Source organism: Bacillus sp. RE35 (assembly GCF_052146655.1).
Classification (GTDB): domain Bacteria; phylum Bacillota; class Bacilli; order Bacillales; family Bacillaceae_G; genus Bacillus_A; species Bacillus_A cereus.
Genome location: NZ_CP197377.1, coordinates 5271838 through 5287116, shown reverse-complemented (window position 1 = coordinate 5287116; position 15279 = coordinate 5271838). Strand labels below are relative to the sequence as shown.

Below are 15279 nucleotides of genomic sequence, written 5' to 3'. Positions count from 1 at the left end.
CAGCTAATGGCTGCTTCTTATGAAAAAACTTGAAATTATTTGTCGCTTAAGCGTTTTCCGCCAACTGCATAATGGTTTTTAGACATTTCTTCGATGAAAACAACGATGTTTTCTTCAGGAGCACCAGTTGTTTCGCTTACTGCTGCTGTTACTTTCTCAGCAAGAGCTTTCTTTTGTTCTTCTGTGCGTCCTTCTAGCATTTTCACTGTTACGTATGGCATGTACAATCGCTCCTTTTATGTAAGTTACACTCTTATTATAGCGGATTATGGGGAAGAACAATCGAAAAAACAAATAATTTCTTTTTTTGACATATGGAAGAGGAGATGAAGTATGGATCAGTTATTTAGATATCCATTGCACGAAATTCCGTTAGTAGCAATGGCAATTATTATTGCACTATCCGTTCATGAATTTGCACATGCATATGTTGCATATAAATTTGGGGACGATACAGCAAAGAGACAAGGGCGTTTAACGTTATCACCGATGGCCCATTTAGACCCTATCGGTTTGATTGCAGTATTAATTCTTGGATTCGGTTGGGCAAGACCAGTTCCTGTTAATCCATATAACTTTAAAAGACCGCGTCTGGCAGGTATATTAGTGTCAATTGCAGGGCCGATTAGTAACTTAATTTTAAGTGCAATTGGTTTAATGATTTGGTATAGCTTATTAAAATTTGGTGTATTATACTCAATTCCATCTGCAGTGGCAGATACGTTAGCTCAATTTTTCCAGATTTTTATTATGCTGAATATCGTTTTACTTGTATTTAACTTATTACCGATCCCGCCACTTGATGGATATCGAGTTGTGGAAGATTTAGCGCCAGCAAATATTCGCGCGAAAATGACACAGTATGAAAAATACGGGGCAATTGCGTTATTAATTCTCGTTATTACACCGCTTAGTAATTACACAATTCAACCTATTTTCCAGGTAGTTATTCCGCATGTATTTGTATTTTTAGACAGCATCATTGCGCCTATTTTTGGCCTTTTATAATTTTTAAGTGAGGAGGATTTTACATATGACAGAGAAAAAGAAAAAAATCGGTTTTAATATCGTGAAAAATGATTCAACAGATGGACATGGTGGATTTGGTGTTGGAGCATTAAGCTTAGAAAACATTTCACCCGTATTTGTTGATGTACTAGAGAAGACTGCATTCGTTGATATCGGTGCGATGCATGCGCGTAGTACAGTAGAAAAAGGTATTAAGTTTTTAACAAATAAAGATGAAGTTCCAAATGGAAAACCATTTTGGCTTGTTTGGGTAACAATTGAAAGAACTGCGACAGGTGCGTATTACGCAGGTGTAACAGCTTGTGAAATGACAGTTGACCGTGAGATTCGCCGCGGATATAAATCACTTCCAGAACACGTAAATAAAATGGATAAATCATTGAAGCGTCACATTATGGTTGACCATATGGATGAATCATCTAAAAAGGTACTTGGTACGTTCTTGAAAGAACATAATGAAGCGATTTGGAACGAATCTAGTGAAGAATTGCGCCGTGCATTATTAAGTGAATAAAAAATAGCTGACGGATGCCCGTCAGCTATTTTTTTACCAAGGAAGATATTTTTTCCACCAACTTGTTTTTTTCTTTTCTTCAGTTGTTTTTTCAAATTCTTCTTTATCATCGACGTGATCCATACAATATTCAGTCGGTTCGGTACCTTTAGCGAAATACATTTTCACAGAAATAGGACAATTTTTTGTAGCAATTTTACCGTTCTCTGGATTGATATTAACCGCTACGACGTCACTTGGTTGTTTAAATTCTTTTTTAGGCTGTCCATCTAAGCCCTTCTCCATCGTATCAGTCCATATTTTCTTCGCATACCCCTGTTCTGCTACGTTTGAAATAGATTTAGGTTGATCATATCCGACCCATACACCTGTTACGATTTGCGGAGTAAATCCGATCATCCAACTATCCGTTTCAGTAGAACCAGATTTGCCGGCATATGTTCTTGATAATTTTGATAACATCGATTGGCCAGTTACAGCAGCATAACTGCTTAGTTTCTTATTAAACATACCAGTCATCATTTCTTCCATTACAAACGCTTTGCTCTTGTCGAGAACTTGTTTACTCTCTAAATGAGCATCGTATAATATATTTCCTTCATGATCCATAATGCGGCGAATGAAAGTAGGTTTTACTTCTTTTCCACCGTTTGCGAACATGCTATAAGCGTTAACCATTTCAATTGGTTTTACTGGTGATGTACCGAGAGCTAGAGAAGGCACATCTTTTAATGCACTTTTAATTCCAAATTGTTTCGCTGTTTTTGCTAGCGTGTCATCTCCTAAAAACAAATTCGTTTTCACAGCATAAATGTTATCAGAGACTGCGAGAGCTTGTGCCATCGTTACGAAATCATCTGCATAATAATCTTTATAGTTCTTCGGTTTATACTTTGAAACGCCGTCACCTAGGGTGAATACAGTATATTCGCTTTTTAAGCGCGTAGCAGGCGTGAATCCTCGTTCTAATGCCGCATAATATAGAAATGGCTTAAATGTAGAACCAGGCTGACGAACGGCTTGTGTAGCCCTGTTAAATTGACTCATATTATAATCAGTTCCACCAACAAGAGCAGCCACTTCACCTGTCGTTGGATTCATAGAGACGAGAGCAGTTTGTATGTTTGTTGTGTCAGGTATATGATCTTTTACAGCTTGTTCTGCTACAGCTTGTAGTTTAGGGTCTAGCGTTGTATAAATTCGTAAGCCACCTCGTTGTAAAGCTTGTTCGTCTAATCCAACATCACGAAGAAGCGAAGCTTGTACAGCATCTTGGAAATATGGTGCGACCTCTGCTACTTTTTTCGTATCTAATGAGGCAAAAGTTAGTGTCTCTTTCTTCGCTAAGGTTGCTTGTTGCTTCGTAATATATCCTTGCTTCACCATTTCATCTAATATGAGAGCTTGTCGTCCTTTAGCGCGATCCTCTTTCAAAAAGGGAGAATAGACACTTGGCCCTTTCGGGATACCTGCCAGCATACTAGCTTCTGCTAATGTTAACTCTTTTGCCGTTTTATCGAAATATAGACGGGACGCAGCTTCGATGCCATAAGCGCCATGTCCGTAATAAATTGTATTTAAATATCCTTCTAAAATATGATTTTTATTATAGTTTACTTCAAGGCGGATAGTGTACATTGCCTCTAATAATTTTCGTTTCCACGTTTTATCATGATCTAAATACAGATTACGCGCGTATTGTTGTGTAATTGTACTAGCTCCTTGTACCTTTGCCATCGCTTTTAAATCAGCAACAATTGCACCTGCAATCCGTTTCACATCGAAGCCGTGATGTTTATAAAATCTTTGATCTTCAATAGAAAGGGTCGCTTCTTTTACATAAGGTGAAATTTCATTAAGAGAGACATTGTAACGTTTTTGAATTTCGTTACTTTGTCCAATAACAGTATCATCGTTTGCGTAAAAGACGCTTGTTTGCGGGACCGCAACAGGAGGAGGTCCCATAATTTTTGCAACTATAATAATAACAAAAAAAGAAAAAACGAAGAAAAGGACGCACGAAAACATTGCGGTGAAGAAAAGACGTTTATATTTTTTAAGTTTTGGATTCATAGTTTGATCCATCTTTTTTCAGCCCCTCATTAATACAAGCGTTATTGTATTAGTATTGAGGGTTTTCGTTTATTTTAAACAATGAAATTTCGAAAATAAAAAGCTCCTTCCATTAAGAAAGGAGCTCAAAGGCACGTGCTGGCCAATCGGTAATGATGACATCTACACCATAATCAATCATAGTTTGTAAATCTTTGTATTCGTTAATTGTATATGGACGGAAAACATATCCTTGCTCTTGTGCTAACTGCACAAATTCTTTCGTTAATAACTGGAAGTTTGGATGTAATCCACTTGCTTCTCTATGTTTTGCTTCGGAAATTGGATCAGTAAGTGGTGTATCATATAAAATTGCTCTTGGGATTTCAGGAGCAATTTCTGCTAATAATGAAACAGAGTCATGGTTAAATGATGAAAATACAATTTGATTAGAAAGATGATATTCACGCACAAGTGCAACAGCTTTTTCCTCAATATTTGGGTAATGAATAACATCTGTCTTTAATTCAATATTTAGTTGTAAGTTCGTTGTGGAAAGCCAAATGAAAACCTCACGCAACGTTGGGATTTTTGCTTCATGGAAAGAAGGGTCTTTATAGCTACCAGCGTCCAATAATTGTAGTTCCTCTACCGTTTTTTCAGAAACAAGTCCAACGCCATTTGTTGTACGATCGACGGTTTCATCGTGAATTACGACAAGTTCACCATCTTTTGATAAGTGGACATCGAGTTCAATTCCGTGAGCACCAATGCGTTCTGCTTCTTGGAAGGCAATCATCGTATTTTCGGGATGTGTTCCTTTTACTCCGCGGTGAGCGAAAATAAGTGGTTTACTCATGTGAAATTCTCCTTATTATCTCTTTTCTTTTATTATGAAACTGCTTTAGGGAAAATACAATTGAATATGACAAACATTTACAAAAGTCTAACAGTTGCAGAAAAGTTAACGTTAACGTAAAATGTAATAATCAAGTGAAGGGAGGAATAAACATGTATAAAATTGATGAAGTAACAAAGCAAGTCGGTTTAACAAAACGTACACTTCGTTATTATGAGGAAATTGGTTTAATTCATCCCCCAGAACGTAGTGAGGGAAATATCCGTCTGTATACGGATGAGGATATTGCCAGAATTAAAAGAATTGTAGAAGCGAAAGAAGTGCTAGGAATCACACTTCAAGAAATGCAGCATTTCTTATCACTAAAAGAAAGAATGGAGCAAAGAAGAAATAGCGAAAATCCTCGTGATCGTGAAGTGATTCAAGAAATTAAAGATATGCTTGAAAAACAAGTGCAAACGTTAGACGAAAAAATGGAGCAAATGCAACGTGTAAAGGCAGAACTAGAAGATAGTTTACATCGTGCAGTAACATTTTTAGAGAGCACAAAAGGAGAGTAATCAAAATGGAGAGCAAACAAAAACTAGGGAGATTGATTACAGTGGTGGCTACCTTCCTTGCCTTTTCGGGTATAGGAGTAGTCGACCCAATTTTGCCGATTATTGCAGAGAAAATTGGTGCATCGCATTGGCAAGTTGAAATGTTATTTACCGCTTATATTTTAACGATGGCAATTATGATGTTACCAGCTGGTATATTTGCATCGAGATTTGGTGATAAACGGATGATGACAATCGGTCTTGCGATTGTGACTGTATTTGCGTTTATATGTGGTATGTCACAAACGATTGCTCAATTATCTCTTTTCCGCGCTGGATGGGGATTAGGGAATGCGATGTTCTTCGCGACGGCGATGACTTTATTGATTGCATTAAGTAAAGAAGTTCATGAAGCAGTAGGATTATACGAAGCAGCTATCGGCTTAGGTATGGCTGGCGGACCGTTATTAGGCGGGATATTAGGTGGTCATTCTTGGCGTTATCCGTTTTTCGCGACGAGTATTTTAATTTTCTTAGCATTTATTTTAGTATTCTTTTTTGTAAAAGAACCAGAACGAAAAGTGAAGCGTAAGGCTGCTGGCGTAGGGGAATTACTTAACCTGGTGAAGTATAAACCATTTATGCAAGGTGCCATTTCAGGGATGCTATACTACTACGGATTTTTTGTCGTGTTAGCATATTCACCACTTATTATGCATTTATCAGCTATTCAATTAGGCTTTGTATTTTGCGGATGGGGACTCGCGTTAGCTTACGGTTCTGCAATTTTAGCACATAAGCTAGAAGGGAAATATGAACCAAAAACATTATTGAAGGGTAGTTTACTCGTATTTGCGATTTTCTTAATTGCACTATTCTTTGTGAAAATTATGTGGTTACAAATTACTCTTATCGTTTTATCAGGATTGGCGTCTGGCTTAAACAATGCATTATACACAAGTTATGTAATGGATATTTCACCTTATGAAAGATCTGTTACCTCAGGTGTTTATAACTTTGTTCGTTGGTTAGGTGGTGCGATTGCTCCGATTTTATCAGGAATTATCGGTCATACTGTTTCACCACAAAGTCCGTTTTTAGTAGGTGGAATTGTGGTGTTAGTTGGTTGTATTATGATCCTAATTCCAATTCGTAAACCAGTAGAAATAGAGACAAAAGCCCTTTCTTAAGAAAGGGTTTTCTTTCCTTTTACGGTGCAAACCCTTTCCGCACATATGTTAGAACCCTCTGACTAAAATATATTTTCGGTATTTTTGTACTTTTAACTATACATTTTGGATGTTTTGTTTTATTTTTGTTAGGGGACATTAATGATGTCCCTATTATAAATTTGCATTGAAAGGCGTGATTGTACGATGGAACTATGGTTCACTGAAAAACAAACAAAACATTTTGGGATTACGGCGCGTATTAACCGCACATTACATACGGAGCAAACAGAATTCCAAAAACTTGATATGGTTGAAACGGAAGAGTTCGGAAACATGCTTATTTTAGATGGCATGGTTATGACAACAGAAAAGGACGAGTTCGTTTATCACGAAATGGTAGCGCACGTACCTTTATTTACACATCCAAACCCTGAAAACGTATTAGTTGTTGGTGGCGGTGATGGTGGTGTTATTCGTGAAGTGTTAAAACACCCAAGTGTAAAGAAAGCAACTCTTGTTGAAATCGATGGAAAAGTAATTGAGTACTCTAAACAATACTTACCATCAATTGCAGGCGCATTAGATAATGAGCGTGTAGAAGTAAAAGTAGGAGACGGTTTCCTACATATCGCAGAAAGCGAAAATGAATACGATGTAATTATGGTAGATTCTACTGAGCCAGTAGGACCAGCAGTAAACCTATTTACAAAAGGCTTCTACGCTGGAATTTCAAAAGCGTTAAAAGAAGATGGTATTTTCGTTGCACAAACGGACAACCCTTGGTTCACACCAGAGTTAATTACAACTGTGTTTAAAGACGTAAAAGAGATCTTCCCAATCACTCGTTTATACACAGCAAACATTCCAACTTACCCAAGTGGTCTTTGGACGTTCACAATTGGATCTAAAAAACATGATCCATTAGAAGTAAGTGAAGAGCGTTTCCACGAAATCGAAACGAAATACTACACAAAAGAATTACACAATGCAGCATTCGCATTACCGAAATTTGTTGGCGATTTAATTAAGTAAGAGAATTGTATCAAACAAATAAAGTGTAAGTAGCTCATTTAAGGTGTTTGTCCAGAAGACTTGAACATGCTAGCTACTTACACTTCTGTAGAGAAAATCGTCTTCTTGTTGTTAAAAAGAAGACCCGGTAAATCGAGAAAGAGGAGCAATTCGCTCCAAATTTGAGAAATAGTGAAAGGTTGGGATACCTTAAGTTCCACATAAGGAGGAAAAGAATATGCGTTTTGATGAAGCTTATTCAGGTAAAGTATTTATTAAAAGTCATCCAAGTTTTGAAGAGTCAAAGGTAGTTATTTATGGGATGCCTATGGATTGGACAGTAAGTTACCGTCCGGGATCTCGTTTTGGCCCTGCACGTATTCGTGAAGTATCAATCGGTCTTGAAGAATATAGCCCGTATTTAGATCGTGAACTAGAAGAGGTAAAATATTTTGATGCGGGTGATATCCCATTACCATTCGGAAACGCACAACGCAGCTTAGACATGATTGAAGAGTATGTATCAAAACTTTTAGATGCCGATAAGTTTCCACTAGGTCTCGGCGGTGAGCACCTAGTGTCTTGGCCAATTTTTAAGGCAATGGCAAAAAAATATCCGGATTTAGCAATCATCCACATGGATGCTCATACTGATTTACGTGAATCGTATGAAGGGGAGCCTTTATCCCACTCTACACCAATTCGTAAAGTGTGTGATTTAATTGGTCCGGAAAACGTATATTCTTTCGGAATTCGTTCTGGAATGAAGGAAGAATTTGAATGGGCGAAAGAAGTAGGTATGAACTTATACAAATTTGACGTATTAGAACCGTTAAAAGAAGTATTACCGAAACTTGCTGGCCGCCCAGTCTATGTCACAATCGACATTGATGTATTAGACCCAGCTCACGCTCCAGGAACAGGAACGTTAGAAGCTGGCGGTATCACATCTAAAGAATTATTAGATTCCATCGTAGCAATTGCAAATTCAAATATAAATGTAGTTGGAGCAGACTTGGTAGAAGTAGCTCCAGTCTACGACCATAGTGATCAAACACCAGTCGCAGCAAGCAAATTCGTGCGGGAAATGCTGCTCGGTTGGGTGAAATAAAAGTGAAGCCGACTGTTTAGGCCCGGTGGCTAAGGTTCTTTCCTGCAAAAGGCGCTTTTTGCCTCGAAGGAAGAAGCGAAGCCACCGATCATTCTAGCCACTGCAGCTAGATAAAATAAAAGCCCTCTATATGATTAGAGGGCTCTTATTTTTTCGTTATGTGTCGGTAAGTCGATATATTAAAAAAACCGCCGATATAATTTCATTTACTGTTACGCAACACAAAAAAGAGCTATTCCTAAACGATGGGAATAGCTCTTTTTCTTATGCAACCTTCTCTTCCGAAGTAACTCCGCGAATTTCATCAGCAGAGCGGATCGGATATTTACGGAACACAATAGATCCGATGTATCCGACAATAGTGGTAACGATCCCACATAATATAGCAGCAATTGTTACTTTTACAACGTCATTAAATCCGAATAAGACAAGAAGTCCTGGGATTGGTGATGCTGTTCCTGGTGCATTATTAACGAGCTGGAACAGAGAGGTAATAATACCAGCAAGTGCACCGCCAACGAAGTTTGTCGCATAAATTGGAATCGGATTTGCTGAAACAACATCGGCTTGTGTTAAAGGCTCGATTGCTACAGCAATTGTATCTTTCTTTGAACAAATTTTTAAGCGTTTAAAGAAAATAAAGTTCATTGGGGCTGAAGCTGCTACAGCCAGACTACCAATTGCCATTGGTAAACCTGTTAATCCAAGCATTGCAGTTAGTGCCATAGAACTCAGTGGAGAGGTAGAAATAACTGTTATTAATCCACCAAGCATAATACCCATAATGATAGGACTTTCTGTAGTTGCAACTGAAATCATAGAACCGATTTTACCAAGTGTGGCGTTAACGAGCGGATCCATAAGCATTGCCATTCCGCGTGAGATTGGTGCAGCGATAAATAGGATTGCTAAAAATTCCACACCAGCTGGTAATTTCTTTTCGAGAAATTTCACGACGAAGGCACAAACGTATCCAGCGAAAAATCCTGGTAAAATACCAAATCCACTAGTAGCGATACCAATTAAAACAGCATATACGGGGGAAACACCGATTGCTAATGCGACTAAAATCGCTGCTGCGACACCGCTCATACTACCGGAAGCTTCTCCTACTGATTGTAAAAAGTCATTATGAAACATTTCTCCACCTATATAACGGTGAAATGCTTCAATAAGAAAACTTGCAATTGCTGCATTAGCTAAAGCGCCCATCGCCTTCATTCCGTAAGGCGCACGGTAACTGAAAAGTGTAAATAGACAAAGTACAACAAGTAATAGTGCTAAACCTTGCAAGATAGCCATTTGAAAACTGTCTCCTTTGATTTTTGTAATAAAAATTCGTATCATTCAATAATAATATAAAAGTGTATGAAACGGAAAAATTTTTTCTTGGGAACTGGTTGTAAGAAAAAATCCCTTACAATAATGTAAGGAAAGTGTAAGACTTTTAGATAGAGTATAGTATGCTCTTTTCCGTATAATACAAGTATAGATATAATACTAGCGAGAAAGAAGTGCAAACAGGAGGTTCATGTATGAAATTGGTAATTAAAGTTTTAGCTGTATTCGCCATTATTCTAGGTGGAACAGCGTATTATTTGAACACAAAAACAGAAGGTGTACATGCTTTTGTAGACAACTTCTTTTCAAATAAAGAAATACAAGATTATTATGCGGTTATAGATAAAGGTGAGAAAAAAGACGGAGAATACTTGTATACTTTTAAAGGGTATACAGAAGATGGAAAGTTACAAGTTATTAAAAGAATGATGAACCGTGAATTGCATACGGGGGCGTTTATAAAAATTTATGCAAAAGGTATGCAAGGAAAAGGATGGGCTGAAATCCCGAAAGAATCCATTCCGCAAAAAGCGTTGGAAAAAATAGAAAAACCATAAAAGGAGCGACTCATTCGCTCCTTTTTTAGTACGTTAAAATAGTGATAGATGTCTTCTCTTTGTGAGAAATAATTTTTGCATGTCCACCAATTGGAAAAGTGAAAATCGGGGTTGTATGCCCGAAACTTGCGTTTGCAATGATAGGGATATGTGCAAGTTCAGGTTTTGAAGCAATCATTTCTTGAATGTCTTCTATCGTACATTCTGCACCTTTTTGCATCTTTCCTATAACGATTCCCTTTATGTATTCAAAACCTTGCTGCTGCATAAGGGAATGTAAATAACGATCAAAAGTTTTAAGAGTAGATGTTCCAGTTAAACTATCTTCTTCAATAAATAAAATTTTCCCCTTTAAATTTGGCATATATGGTGTACCTTGCAGTAAGTTAAATGTGCTCATATTGCCACCGATAATATCTCCCGTAGCTTCTCCTTCTTGAATTGAAACATATCCTTCATTTTTAATAAATTCTCGATTTTCCTGATCTATATACCAAGAATCATCGCTCCATGTTTCAGATGGAAGGACTTCAATAGGCTCATTAGAAGTTAAGCACTTTAAAAAGTAATCGGTTGTATATCCGAGCCCTTTCTCCATTCCAAACGAAGAGAAATGGGGTCCTGAATATGTAACAAGCCCTGTTTTTGCGTAAATTGCATTATTTAAGGCAGTAATATCAGAATAACCACAGAAAAATTTCGGGTTTTCACGAATTAAATCATAATCGAGATGTTTCAATAAACCATTTGAGTTGTATCCGCCAAGTGTAGTCAAAATAGCTTTTACATTAGAGTCTCGAAATGCTTCATGGAGGTCTTGAATGCGGGAAGAAATAGAGGAGGAAGCAAATCGATCTATCTCATCAGCATATTTTGAGAATGTAACTTGAAAGCCCATGTCAGTTAATCTTTTTATAGCAAGTTTTCTATTTTCATTTGAAACAATACTTAAACTACACGATGGTGAAATCACTCGTATTTCAGCACCCTTTTTTAACTTTGTTGGTATCACTACATTCACCTCTTTAATTGAAAGAAAATTTAGATTTAAAAAATATTTTATCATATGAAATAAAGTAGAAATGAATTATTTTTTGAAATGGAGTTTTCCTGATTTTTCAGCAGACAGACAGAGTCTTTTTTTGATATGATAGGAAAAGTGATTTATTATAAGTAGTATTTAATATCTATAACATTTGAAAGGTGTGCAAGACGTGGAGAAACAACTTGCAGGCTTGCCGGTACACGTTCATTTCGTAACAGAAATCCGTGAAGGGGCGAGGAAGGAAACCGTTGCTTTTGAAGCAAATGGTCAATACTATGTAAAAGGTCAAGGTACATATGTAACATTCCAGGAGCCGAACGAACAAGGCGAAGTGAAAACAATTATTAAAATTCAAGATGAACAAGTTCTCATTATGCGTTCAGGTGCTGTTTCTATGCGTCAGACGCATGTGAAAGGTGAATGGACAACTGGTACGTATACGAGTGAACTTGGTACGTTTGCATTGCAAACAAAGACTGATAACGTTCTTTTTAAATGGTCGGATGAAAAGAAAAAAGGACAACTCTTCTTAACGTACGCATTGCTTCTAAGTGAACAAGAAGCTGGCAGATATACTATTACAATTAATTTGAAGGAGGCAAAATAATGAATTCCTTAGAACAGGTAAAAGGATTGATTAAAGAAGAAATTCAGGCTGCTGTATTAAAGGCAGAATTAGCGACAGAAGAACAAATTCCAAACGTTGTATTAGAATCTCCAAAAGATAAAACAAATGGTGACTTCTCTACAAATATGGCAATGCAACTTGCACGCGTTGCGAAAAAAGCACCTCGTATGATTGCAGAAGAACTAGTTGCAAACTTCGATAAAGCAAAAGCTTCTATTGAAAAAATCGAAATCGCTGGTCCTGGTTTTATTAACTTCTATATGGATAATAGCTACTTAACAGATTTAATTCCAACAATCGTAAACGCTGGTGAAGCTTACGGTGAAACGAATACTGGTAAAGGTGAAAAAGTACAAGTTGAGTTCGTATCTGCGAATCCAACAGGTGACCTTCACTTAGGACATGCACGAGGTGCGGCAGTAGGTGACACTTTATGTAACCTATTAGCAAAAGCAGGATACGATGTATCTCGTGAGTACTACATTAATGACGCTGGTAACCAAATTCATAACTTAGCTCTTTCTGTTGAAGCTCGTTACATGCAAGCTTTAGGCTTAGAAAAAGAAATGCCAGAAGACGGATACCATGGTGCGGATATCATTGGAATTGGTAAACGTTTAGCAGAAGAATTCGGTGATCGTTATGCGAAAGCTGATGAAAAAGAAAGCTATGAATTCTACCGTGAGTACGGTTTAAAATATGAATTAGCAAAACTTCAAAAAGACTTAGAAAGCTTCCGCGTTAAATTTGATGTATGGTTCTCAGAAACATCATTATACAAAAACGGGAAAATTGATCAAGCACTTGCTGTATTAAAAGAGCGCGACGAGATCTTTGAAGAAGACGGTGCAACTTGGTTCCGTTCAATGACTTACGGTGACGATAAAAACCGTGTATTAATTAAAAATGACGGTTCTTACACATACTTAACGCCAGATATCGCGTATCATCGTGATAAATTAGAGCGTGGTTTCGATAAGTTAATTAACATTTGGGGTGCTGACCATCACGGTTATATTCCACGTATGAAAGCTGCTATTCAAGCACTTGGTTACGATAAAGACACGCTTGAAGTAGAAATCATCCAAATGGTACAACTATACCAAAATGGTGAAAAAATGAAGATGAGTAAGCGTACGGGTAAAGCAGTTACACTTCGTGAGCTTATGGAAGAAGTAGGCGTGGACGCAATGCGTTACTTCTTCGCAATGCGTAGCGGTGACTCTCATTTAGACTTCGATATGGACTTAGCTGTATCAAAATCTAATGAAAACCCAGTATACTATGCACAATACGCTCACGCTCGCGTATGCAGCATCCTTCGCCAAGGTGAAGAATTAGGATTAGCTACAGGCGGAGACGTTAACTACAAACTTGTTACTTCTGAAAAAGAAGTAGAGTTACTGAAAAAACTTGGTGAATTCCCAGCGGTAGTTGCGGATGCAGCACAAAAACGTCTACCACACCGTATTACAAACTATGCATTTGAATTAGCAGCAACATTACACAGCTTCTACAATGCAGAAAAAGTATTAAACCAAGATAATTTAGAATTAAGTAAAGCTCGTTACGAGTTAATGAAAGCAGTACGCACTACACTTCAAAATGCATTAGCAATCGTAGGAGTATCTGCACCAGAAAAAATGTAATTAAGAAAAGCGGAAGCGGCTCGTTTAGAATAGGAGGGGGATGGAGCTCCTGATAGAGAGGCGTACTTTGCCTCGGAGGAAGGCGCGAAGCCACCGAGTATTCTAGCCGCTGGAGCTGGACAATAAAGAAAAGCGGAAGCGGACTTTCGTTTTTAAATAAAAGGCAATCACACGATGTTGTGATTGCCTTTTTATGTGGAGATAATAAAAAATAAAATTTTATCAAACAAAAAGGGAATTTGCGTCGTCTTATATAAATGACAGGAGGCTTATGATGGAAGAAAAGGTAGAAGAATTAATTGATATATATAAGAAGCAAATATATTCCTTATGCTATAAGTTAGCAAAGACGAAAGAAGACGCGGAAGATATTTTTCAAGAGACATGGATAAAAGTTTTTTCATCGCGGCACCAACTTTCTTACGTGGAGAATTATAAAAAATGGATTACTACAATTTGTGTTCGTACGTTTTATGATTTTTATCGTAAGAAAAAAAGGTGGAAAGATCGAATATTGGATTTGTTTCATAAAGAGGATGGTGGAGAAATAGATTTCGCAGATGATGTGAATATATCAGAAGAATTTATTCAAAAAGTGGAAGCGGAAATGATACGGGAAGTTATACAGCTATTGAATGAAAAATATAAAACCGTGCTCGTACTCTACTATTATGAACAATACTCTTATAAAGAAATGAGCGAAATATTAAATATACCGATTGGTACGGTAAAGTATCGGCTTAATTATGGGAAAAAGAAAATGCGAGAACATTTGGAGGGGTCCGTTCATGAAGGAAGATAAATTTGAACAGAAAATAAAGAGCAGTTTAGCAGAAGAGATAACTCCAAGCGAAGAGCTAATAAATAACACGAAGCAGGGCGTGCGAAAGGCTCAGAAGTTAGAGAGGAAATGGATGATTTGTATTCATACCATTTGGATTGTTTTGCTAACAATTGTTATAGAACAATTTGTCACTCATTTGGATTATAAAATTCCTATGTTAATAGCCATTGTGATTATGATGCATGTATACATTCCGATATATGTTGTAATACAGTCATTTTTAAAGAAGGAGTATAAATTACATGAATGAGTTCGCTAATCCGTTTGTACTATTTGAAGTAGCTGGAGTGACGATGTTTTTAGCTTTTATAGCACTTTTAATATGTGTTGCATCATGGGTATATACAGATGCTAAAGCACATCAAATGAGTAAAGGATGGAGTGTCTTAGCGGTTATATTTCCATTTTTTATCGGTTTTTTGTTATATATGGTAAGAAGAAGTAAAAAGAAAGTTGAAGGAGAATATAAGATGAACTTTGTTAAAAAACAGAAAGTAACATTAGTTGCGATATTGGCAAGTACAATGTTTGTATTACTTAGTGGTTTTGCTTTTGCACAAACGTTAAATGACGCGTGGAAAGCAGGAGATATATATTTAGAAAATGAGAAGCAAGGGGAGACAAGTTACGAGGCGAAATTCTCATCATGGGATATTGCCGGTAAAGATATTGAACTTCAGTATGAGAAGGACACAGAAGTGACATTTTCTTATGAGACAGATGCAAAACGAGGGAACTTATGCTTTAGCGTGTATGAAAGACGAGGAGAAGGTATAAAAGAGTTAAAGGAAATCTGTGAATCGAAAAAAGGTAGTTTTACAGTTACTTTAAAAGCAAATGAAGAGTATGTATTGAATATAAGTGGATTAAAAGTGAAAGATGGATTCGTAAAAGTGAATTGGCAAGAGAAATAAAAGGGGCCCTATAA

At 37.1% G+C, this 15279-nt stretch carries 17 protein-coding genes; 12 read left to right on the top strand and 5 right to left on the bottom strand.

The features are described 5' to 3' along the window. Nucleotides 1–35 precede the first annotated feature (35 nt). Entirely contained in the window at nt 36–221 is a 186-nt protein-coding gene (locus tag ACTL4X_RS27045) for a 2-hydroxymuconate tautomerase (RefSeq protein WP_001147171.1), read from the bottom strand. A gap of 112 nt (nt 222–333) precedes the next feature. On the opposite strand from ACTL4X_RS27045, the gene ACTL4X_RS27040 reads away from it, so the two are divergent. Further along, entirely contained in the window at nt 334–1008 is a 675-nt protein-coding gene (locus ACTL4X_RS27040; RefSeq protein WP_086401108.1) for a site-2 protease family protein, read from the top strand. Between the two features lie 25 nt (nt 1009–1033). Then, nucleotides 1034–1543 carry a YwhD family protein gene (locus tag ACTL4X_RS27035; RefSeq protein WP_000136678.1) on the top strand — a complete coding sequence of 170 codons (510 nt, stop codon included), beginning with the start codon at nt 1034–1036 and terminating at the stop codon, nt 1541–1543. Between the two features lie 33 nt (nt 1544–1576). Here ACTL4X_RS27035 and ACTL4X_RS27030 read toward each other — a convergent pair whose 3' ends face one another. Both ACTL4X_RS27030 and ACTL4X_RS27025 read right to left on the bottom strand, forming a co-directional pair. Next, complete coding sequence (locus ACTL4X_RS27030) at nt 1577–3628, bottom strand: transglycosylase domain-containing protein (protein WP_000372958.1); 2052 nt, start codon at nt 3626–3628, stop codon at nt 1577–1579. 100 nt (nt 3629–3728) lie between these two features. Further along, a complete protein-coding gene (locus ACTL4X_RS27025; protein ID WP_000042779.1) occupies nt 3729–4454 on the bottom strand; it encodes a glycerophosphodiester phosphodiesterase in 726 nt (241 codons plus the stop codon). A gap of 152 nt (nt 4455–4606) precedes the next feature. On the opposite strand from ACTL4X_RS27025, the gene ACTL4X_RS27020 reads away from it, so the two are divergent. The 4 genes from ACTL4X_RS27020 (at nt 4607) to speB (ending at nt 8287) form a co-directional block, all read left to right on the top strand. Next, entirely contained in the window at nt 4607–5014 is a 408-nt protein-coding gene (locus tag ACTL4X_RS27020) for a MerR family transcriptional regulator (protein ID WP_000276560.1), read from the top strand. A gap of 5 nt (nt 5015–5019) precedes the next feature. Then, nucleotides 5020–6183, top strand: a complete 1164-nt coding sequence (locus ACTL4X_RS27015; RefSeq protein WP_000444228.1) for an MFS transporter — start codon at nt 5020–5022, stop codon at nt 6181–6183. Between the two features lie 186 nt (nt 6184–6369). Further along, nucleotides 6370–7197 carry a polyamine aminopropyltransferase gene (gene speE, locus ACTL4X_RS27010; RefSeq protein ID WP_000424696.1) on the top strand — a complete coding sequence of 276 codons (828 nt, stop codon included), beginning with the start codon at nt 6370–6372 and terminating at the stop codon, nt 7195–7197. A gap of 217 nt (nt 7198–7414) precedes the next feature. Next, complete coding sequence (speB, locus tag ACTL4X_RS27005; protein ID WP_001209831.1) at nt 7415–8287, top strand: agmatinase; 873 nt, start codon at nt 7415–7417, stop codon at nt 8285–8287. A gap of 264 nt (nt 8288–8551) precedes the next feature. On the opposite strand, the gene ACTL4X_RS27000 is transcribed toward speB, so the two are convergent. Further along, complete coding sequence (locus tag ACTL4X_RS27000) at nt 8552–9589, bottom strand: PTS sugar transporter subunit IIC (RefSeq protein WP_000996319.1); 1038 nt, start codon at nt 9587–9589, stop codon at nt 8552–8554. Between the two features lie 233 nt (nt 9590–9822). On the opposite strand from ACTL4X_RS27000, the gene ACTL4X_RS26995 reads away from it, so the two are divergent. After that, complete coding sequence (locus tag ACTL4X_RS26995) at nt 9823–10185, top strand: YxeA family protein (RefSeq protein WP_000779921.1); 363 nt, start codon at nt 9823–9825, stop codon at nt 10183–10185. A gap of 25 nt (nt 10186–10210) precedes the next feature. Here the strand turns inward: ACTL4X_RS26995 and ACTL4X_RS26990 are convergent, their stop codons facing one another. Further along, the gene (locus ACTL4X_RS26990; protein ID WP_134207460.1) at nt 10211–11251 is read right to left on the bottom strand and encodes a S66 family peptidase; all 1041 of its coding nucleotides are present in this window, start codon (nt 11249–11251) and stop codon (nt 10211–10213) included. A gap of 148 nt (nt 11252–11399) precedes the next feature. On the opposite strand from ACTL4X_RS26990, the gene ACTL4X_RS26985 reads away from it, so the two are divergent. From ACTL4X_RS26985 to ACTL4X_RS26965, 5 genes are all read left to right on the top strand, one after another. Then, nucleotides 11400–11837 (top strand): DUF1934 domain-containing protein, encoded by a 438-nt coding sequence (locus tag ACTL4X_RS26985; RefSeq protein ID WP_000414867.1) that lies wholly within the window; start codon nt 11400–11402, stop codon nt 11835–11837. Beyond that, nucleotides 11837–13507: an arginine--tRNA ligase gene (gene argS, locus ACTL4X_RS26980; protein ID WP_001086454.1), complete on the top strand. Its 1671-nt coding sequence runs from the start codon at nt 11837–11839 to the stop codon at nt 13505–13507. The genes ACTL4X_RS26985 and argS overlap by 1 nt, the downstream gene beginning before the upstream one ends. A gap of 274 nt (nt 13508–13781) precedes the next feature. Next, nucleotides 13782–14309 carry an RNA polymerase sigma factor gene (locus ACTL4X_RS26975; RefSeq protein ID WP_065224453.1) on the top strand — a complete coding sequence of 176 codons (528 nt, stop codon included), beginning with the start codon at nt 13782–13784 and terminating at the stop codon, nt 14307–14309. Then, nucleotides 14296–14601, top strand: coding sequence for an ECF-type sigma factor negative effector (locus ACTL4X_RS26970; protein WP_000656684.1), 306 nt, complete (start codon nt 14296–14298; stop codon nt 14599–14601). The genes ACTL4X_RS26975 and ACTL4X_RS26970 overlap by 14 nt, the downstream gene beginning before the upstream one ends. Further along, nucleotides 14594–15265 carry an ECF-type sigma factor negative effector gene (locus ACTL4X_RS26965; protein WP_001001598.1) on the top strand — a complete coding sequence of 224 codons (672 nt, stop codon included), beginning with the start codon at nt 14594–14596 and terminating at the stop codon, nt 15263–15265. Before ACTL4X_RS26970 ends, ACTL4X_RS26965 begins: the two co-directional genes overlap by 8 nt. The last annotated feature ends 14 nt before the right edge of the window (nt 15266–15279 follow it).

Excerpts from the sequence above, each read along its gene's own strand:
- ACTL4X_RS27045 (WP_001147171.1), bottom strand. The coding sequence starts at position 221 with ATGCCATACGTAACAGTGAAAATGCTAGAAGGACGCACAGAAGAACAA.
- ACTL4X_RS27040 (WP_086401108.1), top strand. The coding sequence starts at position 334 with ATGGATCAGTTATTTAGATATCCATTGCACGAAATTCCGTTAGTAGCA.
- ACTL4X_RS27035 (WP_000136678.1), top strand. The coding sequence starts at position 1,034 with ATGACAGAGAAAAAGAAAAAAATCGGTTTTAATATCGTGAAAAATGAT.
- ACTL4X_RS27030 (WP_000372958.1), bottom strand. The coding sequence starts at position 3,628 with ATGGATCAAACTATGAATCCAAAACTTAAAAAATATAAACGTCTTTTC.
- ACTL4X_RS27025 (WP_000042779.1), bottom strand. The coding sequence starts at position 4,454 with ATGAGTAAACCACTTATTTTCGCTCACCGCGGAGTAAAAGGAACACAT.
- ACTL4X_RS27020 (WP_000276560.1), top strand. The coding sequence starts at position 4,607 with ATGTATAAAATTGATGAAGTAACAAAGCAAGTCGGTTTAACAAAACGT.
- ACTL4X_RS27015 (WP_000444228.1), top strand. The coding sequence starts at position 5,020 with ATGGAGAGCAAACAAAAACTAGGGAGATTGATTACAGTGGTGGCTACC.
- speE (WP_000424696.1), top strand. The coding sequence starts at position 6,370 with ATGGAACTATGGTTCACTGAAAAACAAACAAAACATTTTGGGATTACG.
- speB (WP_001209831.1), top strand. The coding sequence starts at position 7,415 with ATGCGTTTTGATGAAGCTTATTCAGGTAAAGTATTTATTAAAAGTCAT.
- ACTL4X_RS27000 (WP_000996319.1), bottom strand. The coding sequence starts at position 9,589 with ATGGCTATCTTGCAAGGTTTAGCACTATTACTTGTTGTACTTTGTCTA.
- ACTL4X_RS26995 (WP_000779921.1), top strand. The coding sequence starts at position 9,823 with ATGAAATTGGTAATTAAAGTTTTAGCTGTATTCGCCATTATTCTAGGT.
- ACTL4X_RS26990 (WP_134207460.1), bottom strand. The coding sequence starts at position 11,251 with ATGATAAAATATTTTTTAAATCTAAATTTTCTTTCAATTAAAGAGGTG.
- argS (WP_001086454.1), top strand. The coding sequence starts at position 11,837 with ATGAATTCCTTAGAACAGGTAAAAGGATTGATTAAAGAAGAAATTCAG.
- ACTL4X_RS26975 (WP_065224453.1), top strand. The coding sequence starts at position 13,782 with ATGGAAGAAAAGGTAGAAGAATTAATTGATATATATAAGAAGCAAATA.
- ACTL4X_RS26970 (WP_000656684.1), top strand. The coding sequence starts at position 14,296 with ATGAAGGAAGATAAATTTGAACAGAAAATAAAGAGCAGTTTAGCAGAA.
- ACTL4X_RS26965 (WP_001001598.1), top strand. The coding sequence starts at position 14,594 with ATGAATGAGTTCGCTAATCCGTTTGTACTATTTGAAGTAGCTGGAGTG.